Origin of the sequence: Pelagerythrobacter sp., assembly GCF_041912895.1 — a bacterium.
Classification (GTDB): Bacteria; Pseudomonadota; Alphaproteobacteria; order Sphingomonadales; family Sphingomonadaceae; genus Pelagerythrobacter.
The window spans coordinates 342,811-362,358 of sequence record NZ_JAYSGI010000002.1 but is presented as its reverse complement, the minus strand read 5'-3'; the positions used below and the strand labels follow the sequence as shown (position 1 = coordinate 362,358).

General features: G+C 67.8%; 17 protein-coding genes. 10 read left to right on the top strand and 7 right to left on the bottom strand.

From position 1 onward, the window contains the following. Positions 1 to 30 precede the first annotated feature (30 nt). Positions 31 to 1,842, bottom strand: coding sequence for a DUF885 family protein (locus ACE3QC_RS08780; RefSeq protein ID WP_374407323.1), 1,812 nt, complete (start codon positions 1,840 to 1,842; stop codon positions 31 to 33). A gap of 291 nt (positions 1,843 to 2,133) precedes the next feature. Here ACE3QC_RS08780 and ACE3QC_RS08775 point away from each other — a divergent pair, with 291 nt between their 5' ends. The 3 genes from ACE3QC_RS08775 (at position 2,134) to ACE3QC_RS08765 (ending at position 6,763) form a co-directional block, all read left to right on the top strand. Beyond that, on the top strand, positions 2,134 to 3,162 hold the full coding sequence (locus tag ACE3QC_RS08775; protein ID WP_374407321.1) for a quinone-dependent dihydroorotate dehydrogenase: 1,029 nt from the start codon (positions 2,134 to 2,136) through the stop codon (positions 3,160 to 3,162). 10 nt (positions 3,163 to 3,172) lie between these two features. Further along, a complete protein-coding gene (ggt, locus tag ACE3QC_RS08770; protein WP_374407319.1) occupies positions 3,173 to 4,873 on the top strand; it encodes a gamma-glutamyltransferase in 1,701 nt (566 codons plus the stop codon). An 84-nt stretch (positions 4,874 to 4,957) separates the two neighbouring features. Then, complete coding sequence (locus tag ACE3QC_RS08765) at positions 4,958 to 6,763, top strand: long-chain fatty acid--CoA ligase (protein ID WP_374407317.1); 1,806 nt, start codon at positions 4,958 to 4,960, stop codon at positions 6,761 to 6,763. Between the two features lie 4 nt (positions 6,764 to 6,767). Here the strand turns inward: ACE3QC_RS08765 and ACE3QC_RS08760 are convergent, their stop codons facing one another. The 6 genes from ACE3QC_RS08760 to ACE3QC_RS08735 form a co-directional block, all read right to left on the bottom strand. Next, positions 6,768 to 7,073, bottom strand: a complete 306-nt coding sequence (locus ACE3QC_RS08760; protein WP_374407315.1) for a nucleotidyltransferase family protein — start codon at positions 7,071 to 7,073, stop codon at positions 6,768 to 6,770. Next, entirely contained in the window at positions 7,070 to 7,477 is a 408-nt protein-coding gene (locus ACE3QC_RS08755; protein ID WP_374407313.1) for an HI0074 family nucleotidyltransferase substrate-binding subunit, read from the bottom strand. The genes ACE3QC_RS08760 and ACE3QC_RS08755 overlap by 4 nt, the downstream gene beginning before the upstream one ends. 51 nt (positions 7,478 to 7,528) lie before the next feature. After that, the gene (locus ACE3QC_RS08750; protein ID WP_374407311.1) at positions 7,529 to 8,641 is read right to left on the bottom strand and encodes a calcium:proton antiporter; all 1,113 of its coding nucleotides are present in this window, start codon (positions 8,639 to 8,641) and stop codon (positions 7,529 to 7,531) included. A 71-nt stretch (positions 8,642 to 8,712) separates the two neighbouring features. Beyond that, entirely contained in the window at positions 8,713 to 9,240 is a 528-nt protein-coding gene (locus ACE3QC_RS08745) for a hypothetical protein (RefSeq protein ID WP_374407309.1), read from the bottom strand. Positions 9,241 to 9,307: 67 nt separating this feature from the next. Continuing rightward, positions 9,308 to 10,288 carry a sulfur carrier protein ThiS gene (gene thiS / locus ACE3QC_RS08740; protein WP_374407308.1) on the bottom strand — a complete coding sequence of 327 codons (981 nt, stop codon included), beginning with the start codon at positions 10,286 to 10,288 and terminating at the stop codon, positions 9,308 to 9,310. A gap of 17 nt (positions 10,289 to 10,305) precedes the next feature. Further along, positions 10,306 to 10,677: a MerC domain-containing protein gene (locus ACE3QC_RS08735; protein WP_374407306.1), complete on the bottom strand. Its 372-nt coding sequence runs from the start codon at positions 10,675 to 10,677 to the stop codon at positions 10,306 to 10,308. Between the two features lie 113 nt (positions 10,678 to 10,790). Here ACE3QC_RS08735 and ACE3QC_RS08730 point away from each other — a divergent pair, with 113 nt between their 5' ends. The 7 genes from ACE3QC_RS08730 (at position 10,791) to ACE3QC_RS08700 (ending at position 19,543) form a co-directional block, all read left to right on the top strand. After that, positions 10,791 to 11,846, top strand: a complete 1,056-nt coding sequence (locus ACE3QC_RS08730; protein WP_374407304.1) for a COX15/CtaA family protein — start codon at positions 10,791 to 10,793, stop codon at positions 11,844 to 11,846. 13 nt (positions 11,847 to 11,859) lie between these two features. Next, positions 11,860 to 12,585: a hypothetical protein gene (locus ACE3QC_RS08725; protein WP_374407302.1), complete on the top strand. Its 726-nt coding sequence runs from the start codon at positions 11,860 to 11,862 to the stop codon at positions 12,583 to 12,585. A 133-nt stretch (positions 12,586 to 12,718) separates the two neighbouring features. Beyond that, complete coding sequence (gene rplM, locus ACE3QC_RS08720; protein ID WP_374407300.1) at positions 12,719 to 13,198, top strand: 50S ribosomal protein L13; 480 nt, start codon at positions 12,719 to 12,721, stop codon at positions 13,196 to 13,198. Further along, a complete protein-coding gene (rpsI, locus tag ACE3QC_RS08715; protein ID WP_374407298.1) occupies positions 13,198 to 13,713 on the top strand; it encodes a 30S ribosomal protein S9 in 516 nt (171 codons plus the stop codon). The genes rplM and rpsI overlap by 1 nt, the downstream gene beginning before the upstream one ends. Positions 13,714 to 13,865: 152 nt before the next feature. Further along, positions 13,866 to 15,554, top strand: coding sequence for a YbaL family putative K(+) efflux transporter (gene ybaL / locus ACE3QC_RS08710; RefSeq protein ID WP_374407296.1), 1,689 nt, complete (start codon positions 13,866 to 13,868; stop codon positions 15,552 to 15,554). A gap of 129 nt (positions 15,555 to 15,683) precedes the next feature. Then, positions 15,684 to 18,512, top strand: coding sequence for a TonB-dependent receptor (locus tag ACE3QC_RS08705; protein ID WP_374407294.1), 2,829 nt, complete (start codon positions 15,684 to 15,686; stop codon positions 18,510 to 18,512). After that, positions 18,512 to 19,543, top strand: coding sequence for a phytase (locus ACE3QC_RS08700; RefSeq protein ID WP_374407292.1), 1,032 nt, complete (start codon positions 18,512 to 18,514; stop codon positions 19,541 to 19,543). The genes ACE3QC_RS08705 and ACE3QC_RS08700 overlap by 1 nt, the downstream gene beginning before the upstream one ends. Positions 19,544 to 19,548 lie beyond the last annotated feature (5 nt).

Here is a 19,548-nt window from a genome sequence, read left to right as displayed (position 1 = left end):
GAAAACCGCCAGTTGCGAGTCGTTAGCAGGCTATCCCTTTTCGCTCGCGATCCAGGCGTCGACGTTCTCCTCCATGATCGACAGCGGCACCGGCCCCGTCGACAGGATCGCGTCGTGGAAGCCCCGGATATCGAAGCGATCGCCCAGTTCGGCGCGCGCCTTCTCGCGCAGTTCCATGATCTTGAGCTTGCCGATCATGTAGGCGGTCGCCTGCCCCGGATAGACCGCGTAGCGCTCGATCGCCTTGCGGATGTCGCCTTCGGGGTTGGGGGTGTTGTCGGTCAGGTACTGGATCGCCTGCTCGCGGCTCCAGCGCTTGTGGTGCAGGCCGGTGTCCACCACCAGTCGACAGGCTCTCCACAGCTCCATCCCCAGCCGGCCGAAGTCCGAATAGGGATCGGTGTAGAAGCCCATGTCCTTGCCCAGTTCTTCGGCATAGAGGCCCCAGCCCTCGGTATAGGCGGTCACCCCGCCGAAGCGGCGGAACGGCGGTACGTCGCCGAGCTGTGTCTGGATCGAGAGCTGGAGGTGATGCCCGGGGATGCCCTCGTGGTAGAACAGCGCCTCGAGCTCGTTCTTGCTCATGTCCTTCAGGTTGTAGAGGTTGACATAGTAGGTGCCCGGCCGCGACCCGTCGGGCGCGGGGCGCGAATAGAACGCCTTGCCCGCGCTCTTCTCGCGGAACGCCTCGACCGGCTTCACCTGCAGCGGATCGGTCGGCAGGGCGGAGAAGAACCTGGGCAGCGCCGCCTCCATTTCCACGCGGTGCTTCTCGACGTCGGCGAGATAGGCCTCGCGCGTGTCGTAGAAGAAGCGCGGCTCGGTGCGCGCATATTCGAAGAATTCCTGCAGCGTGTCGTCGAAGCCGACCTGCCGCATGATCGCGCGCATCTCGCCATGGATGCGTTCGACGTTGTCGAGCCCGATCTGGTGAATCTGGTCGGCGGTGAGATCGGTGGTCGTGTAGTTCTTGAGCAGCGCGGCGTAGTATTGCGCGCCTTGGGGTAAGCGCCAGATGCCGTCGTCGGTCGGCGCATTGGGCTGCTGGCGCTTCATTTCGGCGAGCAGGCGCTGATAGGCGGGCCGGGCCGAGCCGTTCCACGCGGCCGTCGCTTGCGTAACGAGGTCGGCGCTGTCGGCGGCGGACAAGCCGAGCGCGCCGACCTTGCCCGCGAAATCCTCCAGCACCGCGTTTTCGTCGCCCGCGTTCAGCAGGTTCTCGATATCCGAAATCACGTAGGGATAGACCCAGTCGGGCGGCATTACGCCCGCCGCCGCGCGCTCGCGCGATTCGGCGATCAGCGTGTCGAGCACCGGGCCGAGGCCCTGGATCCGGCTGACATAGGCGCGCGCCTGATCCTCGTCCGCGACCGAATGGATGTTGATCAGGAACGCCGGCAACCCGCTCTGCGCGCCGTTCATCTGGTCGAACACGTAGCCGTAGTCGCGATAGGGGAAGAGCGCCGCGCTGCGCTGCGCCATCGCGTCGAACAGACGGTAGCTCAGCGCATCCTGCGCCGGCAGCGCTGCCGGATCGTAACGCTCGCGCATGGTTTGCGCGGTGTTCTGCAGCAGCTCCTGCTCGCGCACTTCCGCCGCATCGGTGAAGTCGCCCCAGTCGTCGTAATCCTCGTCGCGAATCCCGCGATAGGCCTTGCTCAGCGGCGACAGCGCGAGCTGCGCCTCGTCGTAAGTCTCGAACAGCGCCCCGATCTCTCCCACCGAGTCGGTCGCCGATGCGGGCGCGGCGGTGCGTGGAGCGTCCTGCGCTGTGGCACAGGCTCCCAGCGCCAGTGCGAGAGCCAGCGCCGAAGCGCCTCGAATACCTGTCTTCCCTGTCATCGGGCCATCCTCCTGTTCGCGTCGCGGGGCTTGTGGCGCGAATCGGGTGTCGTGGCCAGAGACGGGCAAAAAAGGGGCGGCATCCCGGATGGGACGCCGCCCCTGAAAGGCAAGAACCCATCGCATCGCTGCTCTGAGCCCTTCGGGTCGCACGCCCGCCCTAGGCGCAATCTGCGACGAACGATTGTATGGATGCGACAAGTTGAGGCGACATTTTATGCCACGTGACGCCATTTTCGCGCAGTCTGCGCGCTAGTCGACAGGCCGCCGCGCGCTTGCCATAGGCGGCACATGCTGTTCCGCCTCGCCCGCCCCGCGCTGTTCGCGTTCGACCCCGAAACCGCGCATCGCACCACGATCGCCGCGCTCGGCTTCGCGCCGCGCAAGGCGCCGCCCGCACCCGGACCGCTGGCGAGCGAGGTGGCCGGGCTGCGCTTTCCCAACCCGCTCGGCATGGCCGCGGGGTTCGACAAGGACGGCGAGGTGCCCGACGCGGTGCTCGGCCTCGGGTTCGGGTTCGTCGAGATCGGATCGATCACCCCGCTACCGCAGGCGGGCAATCCCAGGCCGCGGTTGTTCCGGCTGGCGCAGGACCGCGCGGTCATCAACCGGATGGGCTTCAACAACGGCGGCGGCGACGCGGCCGAGGCGCGGTTGCGCAAGCGCGCCAGCCGCCCGGGTATCGTCGGCGTCAATATCGGCGCGAACAAGGATTCGGCCGACCGCGTCGCCGACTACGCGCTGCTGACGCGCCGGTTCGCCCCGCTCGCCAGCTATCTCACGGTCAATATCTCGAGCCCCAACACCCCGGGCCTGCGCGCCTTGCAGGACGAAGCGGCGCTGGTCGCGCTGCTCGACGCGGTGCTCGATGCGCGCCCGGCAGTCGGGCCGCCGGTGTTCCTCAAGGTCGCCCCCGATCTGGAATCTGCGGATATCGATGCGATCGCGCGTATCGCCCTCAACAGAGGGCTGGGCGCGCTGATCGTGTCGAACACCACCATCTCGCGCCCGCCCCTCGCCTCGCGCGATGCGGGCGAGACGGGCGGGCTGTCGGGCGCGCCCTTGCGCGATCTGGCGCAGCGGCGCTTGCGCGATTTTCGCAAGGCGACCGGCGGCGGGATCCCGCTGATCGGCGTGGGCGGAATCGGCTCTGCGGAAGACGCCTGGGCGCGTATTCGCGCGGGCGCGAGCCTCGTCCAGCTCTACAGCGCGATGGTCTACGACGGGCCCGGCCTTGCCCGGCGGATCGTGCGCGATCTGGAGAAGCTGATGCGGCGCGACGGCTTTACCACGCTTGCCGAGGCGGTCGGGAGCGAATAGCTCGCGGGATATGTTCCGCACTTTCGCCACGCCCCTCGCCGCAGCGCTCGCCCTCGCCGGCTGCGCCACCGTTCCCGCACCTGCGCCGGAGGCCGGGATCGGCACCGTCAGCGCCGCCGATCCGCGCGCCGAGGAAGCGGGCATGGCGATGCTGCGGCAGGGAGGCAGCGCGACCGATGCGGCGATCGCGACGATGCTGGCGCTGACGGTGGTCGAGCCGCAGAGCAGCGGCATCGGCGGCGGCGGCTTCATGGTGCGCGGCGCGGCGGACGGCACCGTGGAAACCTTCGACGGACGCGAGAAAGCCCCGGCGGGCGCGACGCCCGACTGGTTTCTCGACGAGAACGGCGAGGTGCCGCCCTTCACGCAATCGGTGAAAAGCGGTCTCAGCGTGGGCGTGCCGGGCAACGTCGCGCTCGCCGCGATGGCGCATGCGCAGCACGGCAAGCTGCCGTGGGCCGCATTGTTCGAACCGGCGATCCGGCTCGCGCGCGAAGGCTTCATCGTCAACCCGCGCCTCAACGGCTCGCTGACCGCGACCGCCGACCGCGCCGGCTGGACCGAAACCGGGCGTACGCTGTTCTTCGACGCTTCGGGCAAGCCCTACCCGGCGGGCCACCGGGTGGTGAACGAGGAACTGGCGCGCACGTTCGAGGCGCTCGCCGCTGCCGGGCCCGAGGCGTTCTATCGCGGCCCGCTCGCCGAGGCGCTGGCGCAAACCGTCGCCGCCGAGACGCCGCGCGCGGGAGCGATGACCGCCGCCGATATCGCCGCCTACGAGGCGAAGGAGCGCGATGCGGTGTGCGGCACCTATCGCGATTACCGCATCTGCGGGATGGGCCCGCCGACCTCGGGCGGGATCGCGGTGTTGCAGATCCTCGGGCAACTTGAACGCTTCGATCTCGCCGCGCTGGGGGCGGAGAACCCGGTGACCTGGCACCTGTTCGTCGAATCGCAGCGCCTCGCCTATGCGGACCGCGAGCTCTACCTCGCCGACAGCGATTTCGTGTCGGTCCCGGTCGCGGGGCTGGTCGACGACAGCTATCTCGCGCGGCGCAGCGCGCTGATCGATCCCAATGCGACGATTGCTACGGTCGCGGCAGGCGTCCCCGCAGGCGCGCGGACCGCGCTCGCCGACGGCGACGAGCCGGAAGAACACGGCACGTCGCATTTCGCGGTGGTCGATGCCGACGACACGATGGTCAGCTACACCTCGACCGTCGAAAGCGCGTTCGGATCGGGGCTGATGAGCGGCGGCTTCTTCCTCAACAACGAGCTGACCGATTTCAGCCGCTCGCCGCAAGTGGACGGGCGCATGGTCGCCAACCGCGTGGAAGGCGGCAAGCGCCCGCGCAGCTCGATGTCGCCGATGGTGGTGTGGGACCGGCAGGGGCGCCCGGTGCTGGCGATCGGCGCGGCGGGCGGCAGCACGATCCCGGTGCAGACCGCGCGCAGCATCGTGGGCGTGATCGACTTCGGGCTGGATGCCGAGGCGGCGCTGGGCATGCCGTTCATCATGGGCTTCGGCGACCGGGTGACGGTGGAACGGGGCACGTGGATGGAGCGCGCGATCCCCGCGTTCCAGGCGCTCGGCCATGCCCGGGTGTCGGCCGACGAGGCGGGCGCCAAGGCCAACGCCGTGCTGCGCCGGAGCGATCGCTGGACCGGCGCGCGCGATCCGCGCATCGCGAAGCAGCTCGTCCTGCCGTGAGGCGGCTTGCCGCTGCGCCGAGGGCAGCGTAATCCGGGCCCGCCGGCCACGTGAAGCCGGACGCGGGAGCAGGAGCCCAAGGACTTGCAGCTGACCGATATCGATTCGGCGAACAATCTCGTCGAGCTTTTCCTCAAGCGCGCCGATGCGAAAGGCGACGCCGTCTTCCTCGGCGCGAAGCGCGGGGGCGCATGGCAGACGATTTCGTGGCGCGAGGCGTCCAAAAAGGTCTGCGTGCTGGCGGAAAAACTGCGTGCGCTGGGGCTCGAGCCGGGCGACCGGGTCATGCTGGTCAGCGAGAACCGCCCTGAATGGTGCATCGCCGATCTCGGGATCATGGCCGCGGGCTGCGTCACCGTGCCCGCCTACGTCACCAACACCGAGCGCGATCACGTTCATATCCTCGACAATTCGGGTGCGCGCGCGGTGATCGTCTCGACCGAGAAGCTGTCGCAGCCGCTGCTGCCGGCGATCATGCGCACCGGCATCGCGGAGCATGTCATCCCGATCGACGGCATCCGCAAGTACCAGTCGGGCGGGCTCGCCTGTCATGGCTGGTCGGGCATGACGACGGGCGACGCGGCTGCCGCGCGCCAGGCCGTGGACGCGCGGATCGCGGAGATCGGGCGCGCCGACACCGCCTGCATCATCTACACCAGCGGCACCGGCGGCGCGCCGCGCGGGGTGCTGCAGCACCACGGCGCGATCCTGTGCAACGCGGCCGGCGCAGCGGAAATCCTGCAAACCGATTTCGGCCTGGCGGAAGACGAACGCTTCCTTTCCTTCCTGCCGCTCAGCCACGCCTACGAGCACACCGGCGGACAATACCTGCCGATCGCGGTGGGCGCCGAGATCTTCTATGCCGAGGGGCTGGAGAAGCTGGCCGGCAATATCGAGGAAACGCGCCCGACGATCATGGTCGTCGTCCCGCGCCTGTTTGAGGTGCTGCGCCAGCGGATCATGAAGCAGGTCGACAAGCAAGGCGGCGCGGCCAAGGCGCTGATGGACCGCGCGCTCGCGCTCGGCCAGCGCAAGGCGGAGGGGCGCTATCGCTTCGGCGACAAGACGTTGAACTTCGTTCTCGAACGGCTGCTGCGCCCCAAGATCCGTCAGCGCTTCGGCGGGCGGATCAAGGCGATGGTCTCCGGCGGCGCGCCGCTCAACCCCGAAGTCGGCGTGTTCTTCGAGGCGATGGGGCTGACGATGCTGCAAGGCTACGGCCAGACCGAGGCCGGGCCGGTCATCGCCTGCAACCGCCCGCGCGCCGGGATCGCGATGCACACCGTCGGCCCGCCGATGCGCGGGGTGGATATCCGCATCGCCGAGGACGGCGAGATCCTGTGCCGCGGCGAATTGGTGATGCACGGATACTGGCGCAACAAGGCCGAGACCGATCGCACGCTGATAGACGGCTGGCTGCATACCGGCGATATCGGCCATCTCGACGAGAAGGGCCGGATCGTCATCACCGACCGCAAGAAGGACATGATCGTCAACGACAAGGGCGACAACGTCGCGCCGCAGAAGCTGGAAGGCATGCTGACGCTGCGGCCCGAAATCGCGCAGGCGATGGTGAGCGGCGACAAGCGCCCCTATGTCGTCGGCCTGATCGTGCCCGATGCCGAATGGGCGCTCGAATGGGCCAGCGCGAACGACATCCGCTTCGACATGCAGGAATTGCAGGCGCTTCCGGCTTTCCGCGGCGCGGTGCGGACCGCGATCGACGAAGTGAACCGCGAGCTGTCGGTGATCGAGAAGGTCCGCCAGTTCGCCTTCGCCGACGAGCCGTTCGCGATCGAGAACGAGGAAATGACCCCGAGCATGAAGATCCGCCGCCACAAGATCCGCGAACGCTACGGCGCGCGGCTGGACGCGCTCTATCGCGGCTGAAGCCTCAGATGAGCGCGATTTTTCCGCGGTCGATGATCGCGCCGAATTCTGCGCTCACCGCGCTGCGGTCCACCAGGTCGACTTTCCACGGGAGCGGCGCTTCGTCGAACGCATCAGCCAGCGCGGCGAGTGTCGCCAGCGAAAGCGGCTCTTCGCCTTCCAGCGAAAGATCGAGGTCCGACCACGGCTTCACCTCGCCGCCGGCCCTGCTGCCGAATACGAAAACCCGGCATCCGGACGGCAACGAACGCGCGAGAATTCCCGTCACCGTTGCCCGCTCGTCGGCTGTCAGCACCAGCTGACCAGTCACCGCACGCCGCCATCCGAGAGGCGCCCGACGAGGTTTTGCGCGACTTCGAGAAATTCCGGAATCATCGCCACCACCGCATTCGCCTGCGCTTCGTCGTAGGTATGCGAGGTGATGTTTCGCATCTTGCGATAAGCCTCCCACTCCGGCCAGCCACGTTCGAGCAAGCCTTGCTCGTATCCCGTGCGGATCAAAGTGGGAAAACTCATCCGATCGATCTCAGCCGGGGCGGCCGCCGCAGCCTCCAGCGCGCGCCGCAACATCTTGTGCGAGAGGTCGTAGGTAAATTCGAACCGCTGGATCAGGCCGTCCCGAAGCTGGCTGTCGGCCGGCTCGGCCCGATGCCGTGCCAGCCCCTCCTCGAGCCGGGCGACGGCTCTCTCGAGCGGCGTGATGTTGATCGTCATGGGCGGGCTATCCCCGATCGCATCCACCGATGCAAGCAGACCCGCCGATCGCTACGGCACGATCGTCGTGAACAGGTAGGTCGCGAAGATCGTCAGGTGGATCACGCCCTGGACGACGGTGGTGCGGCCCCGGCCCAGCGTCAGCGTCGCGACCAGCAGGGTGAGCGCCAGCAGCACCGTGGTGCGCATCGACAGACCGAGTTCGAGCTCGAGCCCGAGCACCAGCGCGACGATCGCCACCGCCGGGATCGTCAGCCCGATCGTCGCCAGCGCGGAGCCGATCGCGAGATTCAGGCTGGTCTGCACCCGGTTCGCCTTGGCCGCACGCAGCGCGGCGAAGCCTTCGGGCGCGAGCACCAGCGCGGCGATGATGATGCCGACCAGCGCGGCCGGCGCGCCGATCCCCGCCACGCCCGCCTCGATCATCGGCGAGAGATTCTTCGCCAGCAGCACGACCGCGACCAGCGCGACGATCAGCACCGCGGCCGAGGCGAGCGCCTTGATCCGCGGCACGGGCGCTTCGTGCGCGTGATCGTCGGCCTCGGGAATGTGATGGAGGAAGTGGTCGCGATGGCGAATCGTCTGGGCGACGACGAAGGTGCCGTAGATCAGCAGCGAGACGATCGCGACGAACACCAGCTGCTGCGAACTGTAGAATGCCCCGCTCGCGCTGGTCGTGTAGTTTGGCAGGACCAGCGTGAGCACTGAGAGCGTCGCGAGCATCGCCAGCCCGGCGCTGACACCCGACTGGGTATAGCGTTGCTCGTGATGCCGCCGGCCGCCTGCGAGCAGGCAAATCCCCACGATCCCGTTGATCGTGATCATGATCGCGGCGATCAGCGTATCGCGCGCGAGCGCCTGCGCCTGCCCGCCTTCGCTGAGCATGATCGAGACGATCAGCGAACATTCGATGATGGTGACCGCGAGCGCGAGCACCAGCGTGCCGAACGGCTCCCCCAGATAGTGTGCGAGAACTTCGGCGTGATAGACCGCAGCGAGGATCGCGCCGCCGAGCAGAACCCCGATCACCAGCGCGCTCGCCAGGCCCTCCGGCTTCCCGAGGGCAACCGCCACGACCGCGAGTATCGGGGCCGCGACCGACCAGAGCGAAAGGCCGAAGAAGGGCGGGCGCGCGGACTCTGCCGGAGAAGCGGAAGCGTTCATGGCGCCCCTGCTAGCGGTTTATCGCCGCCGGGCAAATCGGCGATATCGGGGCCGACGCGGGCGGCCGCGCTTCAGGCGGCTTCGCGCGCGATGTATTCGGGATAGAAGCTCGGCGCGCGATCCGACCAGCCGGGGGCGGTCGCCGCGGCTTCGCTCAACGACTGGAGCAGCACCTTGCGGCGGCTCGGCTTGATCTGCGGCAGCGCGCTGGCGGCACAGAACGCGCTCGGCAGCCACGGCCGCGCGTCGGCACCGAGCAGGCGTTCGTAGAGAAACCGGAACGCGGAGAAGCACTCGATCCGTTCCTGCGCGAGATCGAACGCGGCGACGCGGGTCAGCTTGCCGATGAAACTCTCGATCCCATCGAACCCCGAATCCGTCGGGATGGCGGCGCGCAGGATCTTGAGCTCCTGATAGGCGACGTACTGGCTGCGGATCGCGGCATTCTCCGCCGCATCGCGCGCCCAGAGCTTGAAAGCGTCCTGACGGCCGAGCCCGATATCGAGGCTGCGGCGGATGTAGCGCTGCTCGGCGGGCGAAAAGCTCGCGAACTCGCGCATCTCGGCGATCGTGAGCGAAGCGATGGCGGCCTTCGGCATATCGGCGTTTCCCTGTTGCAGGGCCGATGATCGCGCAACTTGGTTAATTCGCGGTAACTATGCGCGGCTAAATCAGTCCCGCCAGCGGGCTCGACGGATCGGCATATTTGCGCGTCGCCATCCGCCCGGAGAGGTAGGCATCGCGCCCCGCCTCGACCGCGAGCTTCATCGCGCGGGCCATGCGGATCGGGTCCTTCGCCTCGGCGATCGCGGTGTTCATCAGCACGCCCTCGCAGCCCAGCTCCATCGCCACCGCCGCATCGCTGGCGGTGCCGACGCCCGCGTCGACCAGCACGGGCACGCCCGCGCCCTCCACGATCAGGCGGATCGTGACCCGGTTCTGGATGCCGAGGCCCGAACCGATCGGCGCGCCCAGCGGCATAACCGCGACCGCCCCGGCTTCTTCCAGCTGCTTCGCGGCGATCGGATCGTCGACGCAATAGACCATCGGCAGGAAACCCTCGTTCGCGAGCACCTCGGTCGCCTTCAACGTCTCGCGCATGTCGGGATAGAGCGTACGCGCCTCGCCCAGCACCTCGAGCTTGACCAGGTCCCAGCCGCCCGCCTCGCGCGCCAGCCGCAGCGTGCGGATCGCCTCGTCGGCGGTGAAGCACCCGGCGGTGTTGGGCAGGTAGGTCACTTTCTTCGGATCGATGAAGTCGGTCAGCATCGGCGCTTTGGGATCGCTGACGTTCACCCGGCGCACCGCGACGGTGACGATTTCCGCCCCCGACGCTTCGAGCGCGGCGGCGTTCTGCGCGAAGTCCCGGTACTTGCCCGTGCCGACGATCAGGCGCGAGTGGAAGGTGCGGCCCGCCACACTCCACGTGTCGTCGTCCTGCCCACCGCCCACGAAGTGCACGATTTCCAGCGCATCGCCGTCCGCCAGCGCGGCTTCGGCCAGCGTCGAGCGCGGGACGATCTCGCCGTTGCGTTCGACCGCGACCTTTTCGGGCGCGAGGTCGAGCTCGCGCACCAAAGCGGCGATCGTGGTGGCGGTGGTGCGGCGGGTTTCGCCGTTGACGGTCAGGGTGAGGGGGGCTGCCATGCCCCGCCAGATAGCGCTCAGTGCGCGTGGCGCAAGTTGAGGATATGGCCGAGCGAGACCAGCGCCACCCCGATGATGGTCAACACGACCTCGCCGATGCCGTGCGGCATGGCGAGCGCGCCGCCCATGAACGTCAGCCCCATCATCGCGGTGACGAAGGGCGCGGCGCGGCGGTGCCTAAGCGCGCCCCAGCCGATCGCGACCGCCGCGATGACCAGCGCGACCGCGAGGCCGATGCGGTGGATGATCGGCGCGAACAGGAACTCGCCGCCGATGCCCAATGCCGAGACGATCAGGATCGAAACGAGGCAATGCACCACGCACAGCCCCGAGAGAAGGATGCCCGCACGGTCGAGCCGCTGGCGAATCGAAGGAATGATCTTGCCCATGAGCGGCCCCCATGTATGAGATAATGTAACATATAACAAGCCCCCATCGTGCGGACCGTGAATTTTCTCGGCCGAGACTTGCGATTCGCGGTCCTTCGCCGCATCAGCGCGCGATGGCCGCGACCGCAACTATCGAAACCTCGCCTGTATCGGCCGGTGCAGGTCGTCCCGAAGCGCTGGTGCGCTGGCTGTGGGTGGTGGCCTGGATCATCGTCGCCATGGTCGTGGTCGGCGGGATCACCCGGCTGACCGAATCTGGCCTGTCGATCACCGAATGGAAGCCGGTGACCGGCGCGATCCCGCCGCTCAACGAAGCGCAGTGGCAGGCCGAGTTCGAAGGCTACAAGCAGATCGGCGAATACCAGCAGATCACCGGTCCGGCCGGAATGACGCTGGCCGACTACAAGTTCATCTATTTCTGGGAATGGGCGCATCGCCTGCTCGGGCGCGTGCTCGGGCTCGCCTTCGCGATTCCGCTGGCGTGGTTCTGGGTCCGCAAGGCGATCCCCGCCGGATACAAGCCGCGCCTCGTCGCCTTGCTTGCGCTGGGCGGCATGCAGGGCGCGTTCGGGTGGTTCATGGTCCGCTCGGGCCTGTCCGGCGAGATGACCGACGTCAGCCATTTCTGGCTTTCGATCCACCTGCTGACCGCCTTGTTCACGCTCGGCGGGATCGTGTGGACCGCGCTCGACCTGAAGCGGCTCGCGCAGATTCCCGGCGCTCGCCCGGCGCGCATGGGCCGCTTTTCGCTGCTGATCGCGCTGGTGGTGTTCGTCCAGCTGCTGCTCGGCGCGTGGGTTGCGGGCCTCAACGCAGGGCTCGCATCGGACACCTGGCCGCTGATGCAGGGGCGCTTCGTACCGCAGTATCACGCGGGCAATGGATTGTGGTGGGCGGTGACGCACGACCCGTTCCTGATCCATTTCCTCCATCGCTGGTGGGCCTGGGCGGCGGTCGCCGCGTTGATCGTGCTCGCGCGCAAGGTGCGCCCGTTCGAACGGCGCGCCTCGGTCGCGATCCATGCCGCGTTCGGGGTGCAGATCGTGCTCGGCATCGCGACCGTGCTGACCGGCGTCGAGCTGTGGCTCGCGACCGCGCACCAGTTCGTCGGGGCGCTGCTGGTCATGACGACCGCCTGGGGCCTGCACGTCATCGGGCGGCGGCGATGACGGGAATGCCATCGTGAGCGCGCTGGCGGACAGACGCCGCGTGCTCGCATACGGCACGCTGTTCGCCGCACTGGCCTGCGCCGCGCCGGGCATCGCGCGCGATGCGTCCACGCGGCGGTTCGTCGCCCCCGCCGGCGCGATGAAGCTGACCCGGGTGCTCGAACGCGATCTGGGCGACGGCAACGCGGTGGTGGTTTCCCGCAGCTGGCGGGTACGTTTCGTTGCGCAACCCCTCGGATATACCGTCGAAGGCGAACAGATAGCGGTCGAGGTCGCGGTGCCGCCGAGGCTGGAGAAGCTCGCCGAGGTCGAGCGCAACAACCCGCAGGCCGGGCTGTTTCCGATCCGCCTCGACCGGGCGGGCTTCATCGTTGCCGATCCGCCTGCCGAACTGCCGCCGATTCCGGGCCTGACCGAAGCGGCGCGCGAGCACGTCGCCGACCGCTCCGCGGCAAAGCGCGCCGAAGCCATGCGGTATGTCCTCGCAGTCCAGCAGGCCGGCGCGGCGATGGTGAGCCGCTGGCCGCACGACCTGTTCTTTCCGGCCGCGCCGCCGCGCAGCGAGGAGCGCAGCCTCCCCATATCCGGCACCGCCGACGGCAGCCTGACGGTGAGCTTCGACGGCGCGCTCGACCCGTCCGGCGAGCGCCTCGCCAGCGCCCGCCGCCGGATCGTCACCCGCGTCGGCGATACCGTGCGAACCTCGCTCGAAACATGGCGGCTCGAGCGGCTTGAATAGCTGCACGGTATTATTTTACCTCCTCCGCAACCCCCGGATTTGCTTGACTTCGGGGCTCCATAGCGACAAATGCGCCCCTCTCGCGGTCCGCCTCGCGGATTCGCGGCATGTTATTTCTAAAGGAACCACAGCCATGAAGGCGCTCCACAAGAGCACCCGGTCGATCAAGCCGGCCGAGGTCGAGAAGAAGTGGCACCTGATCGACGCGGAAGGGCTGGTCGTCGGCCGCCTCGCTTCGATCGTCGCCAACATCCTGCGCGGCAAGCACAAGCCGAGCTTCACTCCGCACGTCGACTGCGGCGATCACGTGATCGTCATCAACGCCGACAAGGTGCGGTTCACCGGCCGCAAGCTGAACAACAAGGTCTATTACAAGCACACCGGCTATGCCGGCGGCATCAAGGAAACGACCCCGGCCAAGGTGCTGGAAGGCCGTTTCCCCGAGCGCGTGCTGGAAAAGGCGGTTGAGCGGATGATCCCGCGCGGGCCGCTGGGCCGCGACCAGATGCGTGCGCTGCACCTCTATGCCGGCACCGAGCATCCGCACGACGGCCAGAAGCCCGAAGTGCTCGACGTCGCCTCGATGAACCGCAAGAACAAGGTCTCCGCATAATGGCTGACGACAAGAACACCGTGTCCGACCTGTCGGACCTCAAGGACATCGCCGGCGACGCGCCCGAGGGCGACGCGGCGACGATCGCCACCAGCACCGCGCCGCTGCGCGAGCAGGAGCTCGACCAGCAGGGCCGCGCCTACGCCACCGGCCGCCGCAAGGATGCCGTGGCCCGCGTGTGGTTGAAGCCGGGCAAGGGCACCGTCACGATCAACGGCAAGGATCAGGAAGTGTACTTCGCGCGCCCGACGCTGCGCCTGATCATCAACCAGCCGTTCGCGATCACCGACCGCGAGGGCCAGTTCGACATCGTCGCGACCGTCAAGGGCGGCGGGCTTTCGGGCCAGGCCGGCGCGGTCAAGCACGGCATCAGCCAGGCGCTCGCCAAGTACGAGCCGGCACTGCGCGCCACCGTCAAGGCCGCCGGCTTCCTCACCCGCGACAGCCGCGTGGTGGAGCGCAAGAAGTACGGCCGCGCCAAGGCCCGCCGGAGCTTCCAGTTCTCGAAGCGCTGATCGCCTTCGATCCGATACCGGACCAGGAAAGGGCGGCCTCGCGGGGCCGCCCTTTTTCTTTGCCGTTTTTGTTGCCTCGCGGCGCGCGGCGGCATTGACCGCGCGGCCCGCGTGCCCGACTGTCGGGCGACATTCGAACAACAGGGAAACGCATGCCGCACCACACGCCGCTCATGGGAACGATCGTCGCCGGATTCGTGGTGGCCTTCATCATGGGTGCGCTGGCGCACAAGCTGCGCATCTCGCCGGTCGCCGGCTACCTGTTCGCCGGCGTGCTGGTGGGGCCGTTCACGCCCGGCTTCGTGGCCGACATCGCGCTGGCCAACGAGCTGGCGGAGATCGGCGTGATCCTGCTGATGTTCGGCGTGGGCCTGCACTTCTCGCTGCGCGACCTGCTGTCGGTGAAGAATATCGCCTTGCCCGGCGCAGTGCTCCAGATCGGCGTCGCGACTGCGCTCGGACTGGGGTTGGCGACGTATCTCGGCTGGTCGATCGCCGCCGGGCTCGTCTTCGGACTAGCGCTGTCGGTCGCGAGCACCGTGGTGCTGCTGCGCGCGCTTCAGGCACGCAACCTGGTGGAGACCCAGCGCGGGCGGATCGCGGTCGGCTGGCTGATCGTGGAGGATCTCGCGATGATCCTCGCGCTCGTGCTGCTGCCCGCGCTCGCCGGGCTGATGGAGGGCGGCGAAGGCGGTGAGGCAGGCGGCAATCTCGCCTCGGTCCTCGGCATCACCGTGCTCAAGGTCGGCGGCTTCATCGCCTTCATGCTGATCGTGGCTCGCCGCGTCATCCCGTTCATGCTGCACTGGACGGCGCACACCGGATCGCGCGAACTGTTCCGCCTCGCGGTGCTGGCGATCGCGATGGGCGTGGCGCTGGGCGCGGCCTACGTGTTCGACGTGTCGTTCGCGCTCGGCGCGTTCTTCGCCGGGATGATCCTGGGCGAAACGCAACTGAGCCGGCGCGCGGCGGAAGAAACGCTGCCGCTGCGCGACGCCTTCGCGGTGCTGTTCTTCGTATCGGTCGGAATGCTGTTCAACCCCGCGGTGGTGGTCGAACAGCCCGGCCCGGTGATCGCGACGGTATTCATCATCGTGATCGGCAAGTCGCTCGCCGCATGGGGCATCGTGCGCGCGTTCAGGCATGACAACGGTATCGCGCTGACCGTCGCCGCCAGCCTCGCCCAGATCGGCGAATTCTCGTTCATCCTCGCGGGGCTCGGCCTGTCGCTCGGCATCCTGCCGCCCGAGGGGCGCGACCTGATCCTGGCAGGCGCGATCTTCTCGATCCTGCTCAATCCGCTGATCTTCTCGGTGATCTTCAAGCGGCTGAACGACGGCAAGAAATCTGTCGAGGAAGAAGACGAGGCCACGGCGGAAGAAGAGCGCGCCGAAGTCGAGCGAACCCGCCAGCGCGAGCGGCGCCAACATGTCGTGCTAGTCGGCCACGGGCGCGTCGGCCGCCTGATCGCCGAAGGCGCGGCGCATCGCGGGCGCGCGCTGGTCGTGGTCGAGGAGCAGGCGGATCTGGCCAAGGCCGCGCGCGAGGCCGGGCGCGAAGTCGTTCTCGGCAACGCCACCAATCCGCTGACGCTGACCGACGCGGGGATCGAGCACGCGAGCAAGATCATCATCGCCATCCCCGAGGGGTTCGAGGGCGGCGTGATCGCGGAACTGGCGCGCAAGAAGAACCCCGACATCGTGATCTTCGCGCGCGCGCATTCGGACGAGGAGGTCGCCTATCTCGAGCGGCTCGGCGCCGATCACGTCATCATGGGCGAACGCGAGATCGCCCGCGCCATCCTCGGCCTCGCTGCGACGAGCCGCCCCGCCGCCACCTGAGCGCGCCTTCCGCGCTGTTGCACAAATATCAGCCCGGCGCGCTTCATCGTTCCGTCACATGGGCGCCATGTTCCGGTAACACGACGAACCTAGCGGCCCTTCCAGATCGGACCTGGAGGGCACCCGCGAATGTTTACCCGCAAGCGTTATCTCGTTTCCACCGCCGCCGCCGCGCTGATGGCGGCGACCGCCGTCCCGGCGATGGCCGGCGAGATCGCCGGCACCGTCAGCGACGCCAGCGAAACCATCGCGTTGCAGGCCGCGCAGGTCCGCATCGTCGAGCTCGATCGGGCCGTGACCACCGAGCGCGACGGCAGCTTCCTGCTCACCGGCATTCCGGCAGGCGACTACACGCTGGAAGTCGACTACATCGGCGCGCCCACCGTGCGCCAGGCGATCAGCGTGCCCGCCACCGGGCAAGTCCAGGCGGACGTGCTGGTCGGCGGCGCGGACGCGCGCGAGATCCTCGTCATCGGGCAAAGCGCCAACCTCGCCAGCGCGCTGTCGCGCAAGCGCGGCGCCGACGGCGTGAGCGACGTGCTGACGCGCGACGCGATCGGCCAGTTTCCCGATCAGAACGTAGCCGAATCGCTGCGCCGCCTGCCGGGCGTCAACGTGCTCAACGATCAGGGCGAAGGGCGCTTCGTCTCGGTTCGCGGGCTCGACCCCGAGCTCAATTCCACCTCGTTGAACGGCGTGCGCCTGCCCGCACCCGAATCGGACGTGCGCTCGGTCGCGCTCGACGTGATCTCGAGCGACATCATCGAATCGATCGAGATCAAGAAGTCGCTCACCCCCGATATGGACGCGGACACGATCGGCGCCTCGGTCGAGATCGAGACGACCAGCGCCTTCGACCGCAAGAATGACCTGCTGACCGCCAAGATCGAAGGCAGCTACAACGATTACGCCGACCACGTCTCGCCCAAGGGCAGCGTGGATTTCGCGACCCGGATCACCGACGGCTTCGGCATTTCCGGCGGCGCATCGTACTACAAGCGCAAGTTCGAGACCGACAACATCGAGGCCGACGGCTGGAACGACGACGACGGCCTGATCTACGCCGAGGAACTGAACTACCGCGACTACGACGTGGAGCGCGAGCGGATCAGCGCGAACCTCAATTTCGATCTGCGCGCCAGCGACACCACCGAACTCTACCTGCGCGGCCTCTACAGCCAGTTCGACGATCAGGAATACCGCCGCGAGGTGGCCTTCACCTTCAACGAGGCTCCCTCGGAAGGCGACGGCACGACCGTCGTGTTCGACGACGCCGATGGCGAGATCGAGCTGCAGCGTTCGATCAAGGACCGTTTCGAGCGGCAGGCGATCCGCTCGGTCGTGCTGGGCGGCGAGACCGACACCGGTGACTGGAAGGCCAGCTATTCGGCAAGCTGGGCCAAATCGACCGAGCGCGAGGAAGGATCGATCGATCCGGCTAATTTCGAAGCCGGGTTCGAAGAGACGGGCCTGCTGGTCGGGGTCGACTATTCCGATCCGCGCGTGCCGCTCTATTCGGTGAGCGGACCGGGCGCGTCGGCATTCTTCGATCCGGCCGAATACGCGCTCGACGACGTGACGGTCACGGCGCTGTCCGATTCGCAGGACGAGGAGTTTGCCGCGAAGTTCGATCTCGGCCGCGAATTCGTGGCCGATGGCGGCACCTTCACGGTCCAGGCGGGCGCCAAGGGCCGCTGGCGCGAAAAGGCCTACAACCTCGAAGCGCGCTATTACGAGAACGACGCGCTCTCGCTCGCCGACGTGCTGGGCGAGCAGACCTACCGCTTGACCGACCTTTCGCCGGTGCCCAACTACGGCGGCGTGCGCGATCTGCTGGAAAGCAATTTCGGCGATTTCGAACTGGTCGGGCCCGACAGCGACTTCGATTCCAACGTCGAGGATTACTCCGTCACCGAGGATATCGCGGCCGGATACCTGCTCGGCCGGTGGGACAGCGCGACGCTGCGGGTGATCGGCGGCGTGCGCTACGAGCACACGAAGAACGACATCGACGGCAATATCGTGACCCTGATCGAGGAAGGCGGCCAGCTTCCCGGCGGCGGCGAGGCGGGCGAGGATACGGTGTTCGTCACCCCCGTCGCCTATGATCGGGACTACGGCCACTGGCTGCCCAGCCTCACCGTGCGCTACGAACCGCAGGCGGACCTGGTGCTGCGCGCGGCCGGATACCGCAGCCTGGTGCGCCCGAAGCTGTCGAAGCTGGCGCCGCGCTTCGTGGTCGAGGAGAACGACGACGGCGAGCGCGAGGGCGAGTTCGGCAACCCCAACCTCCAGCCCTACGAGGCATGGAACCTCGATGCTTCGGCCGAATGGTATTTCTCGGGCAACGGCGCGCTGACGGCGGCGGTGTTCTACAAGGACATCGAGAACTTCATCGCCGATACCGTGCGCGAGGACGGCACGTTCCAGGGCATCGACTTCGACGAAGCGGTGATCCCGATCAACGGCGAGAGCGCCGAGGTCTACGGCGTCGAGCTGTCGCTGTCGCACAAGTTCGACATGCTGCCCGCCCCGTTCGACGGGCTGATCGCGCAGGCGAACTACACCTACACCGACGCGACCGGGCTGGTCCCGATCGAGGGCGACCCGCTGGACCTGCGCGAGATCTCGCTGCCCGCGACCTCGAAGCACACCGCGAACCTCACCATCGGGTACGAGAAGGGGCCGATCAGCCTGCGCGCCGCCGGCACCTATCGCGACAAGTACCTCGACGAACTGGCCGACGTGGCGGAGGAAGACCGGCTGGTGGACGACCATTTCCAGCTCGATCTCAGCGCGAAGTACCGCGTGAACGACAAGCTCCAGCTGTTCTACGAATGGGTGAACGTCAACAACGCCAAGTACTTCGCCTACAACACCTACGGCGGGCGCAAGAACCTCTACCAGTACGAGGAATACAGCTGGACCATGAAATTCGGGGCAAGGGTGACATTCTGATGCGATATATTGCGAAAGTCCTTCCGTTTGCGGCGCTGCTCGCCGCAGGCTGCGCGACCACGCCGATCATGGGCGATCCGGCGGTCGAGGTAACCGCGACGGGCGAGACGAAGCCGGTCGGCACCGCGAACGCCGATGCGGCCGACGACCCGGCGATCTGGCGCAACCCCGCCGATCCCGCCGCCAGCCTGATCGTCGCCACCGACAAGAAGGCCGGGCTCTACGTCTATGGGCTCGACGGCGAGATCCGGAGCTTCCTCGAAGGCGGGCTGCTCAACAACGTCGACCTGATGACGCTGGCGGACGGCACGGTGCTGGTCGCCGCGAGCGAGCGGACCGACCCGGCGAACGCCAAGGTCGCGCTGTTCACGCTCGACACCGCGCGCGGCGCGCTCACCCGTGTCGGCACGCTCGATGTCGGGCCGGGCGAGGGCTACGGCATCTGCATGGGGCCGGGCCGCGATGGTGCCGACGCGATGATCTATTCGCCGGTCAAGGACGGCTCGCTGCACGGGCAGGCGCTGCGCTGGAACGGTGGCCGGCCGAGCGCGGAGACGGTGTTCCGCCACAAGCTGGCGACCCAGCCCGAAGGCTGCGTGGTCGATCCGCGCGACGGCACGCTCTACGTCGGCGAGGAAATGGCCGGCGTGTGGCGCTTCGCGCGCGGCGCGCAGGATGCCGCCGAGCTGGTGGCGAGCGTCGACAACGCAATGCTCGTCGCCGATGTCGAAGGCATCGCCATCGCGCCCGAAGGGGCGGACGGCGGGCTGCTCGTCGTCTCCAGCCAAGGCGACAACGCCTATGCCGTGTTCCGCCTGCCGGGCATGGAACCGGTCGGCCGCTTCCGCATCGCTGCGGGCACGGTCGGCAGCGCCGAGGAAACCGACGGGATAGAACTGAAGCTCGGCGATTTCGGGCCGGACTATCCGGCGGGCCTGTTCATCGCGCAGGACGGGATGAACGAGCCGGCAGCGCAGAACTTCAAGCTGGTGCGGTGGGACGCGGTGCTGGAAGCGCTGAGCGAGCGTTAAGCCCG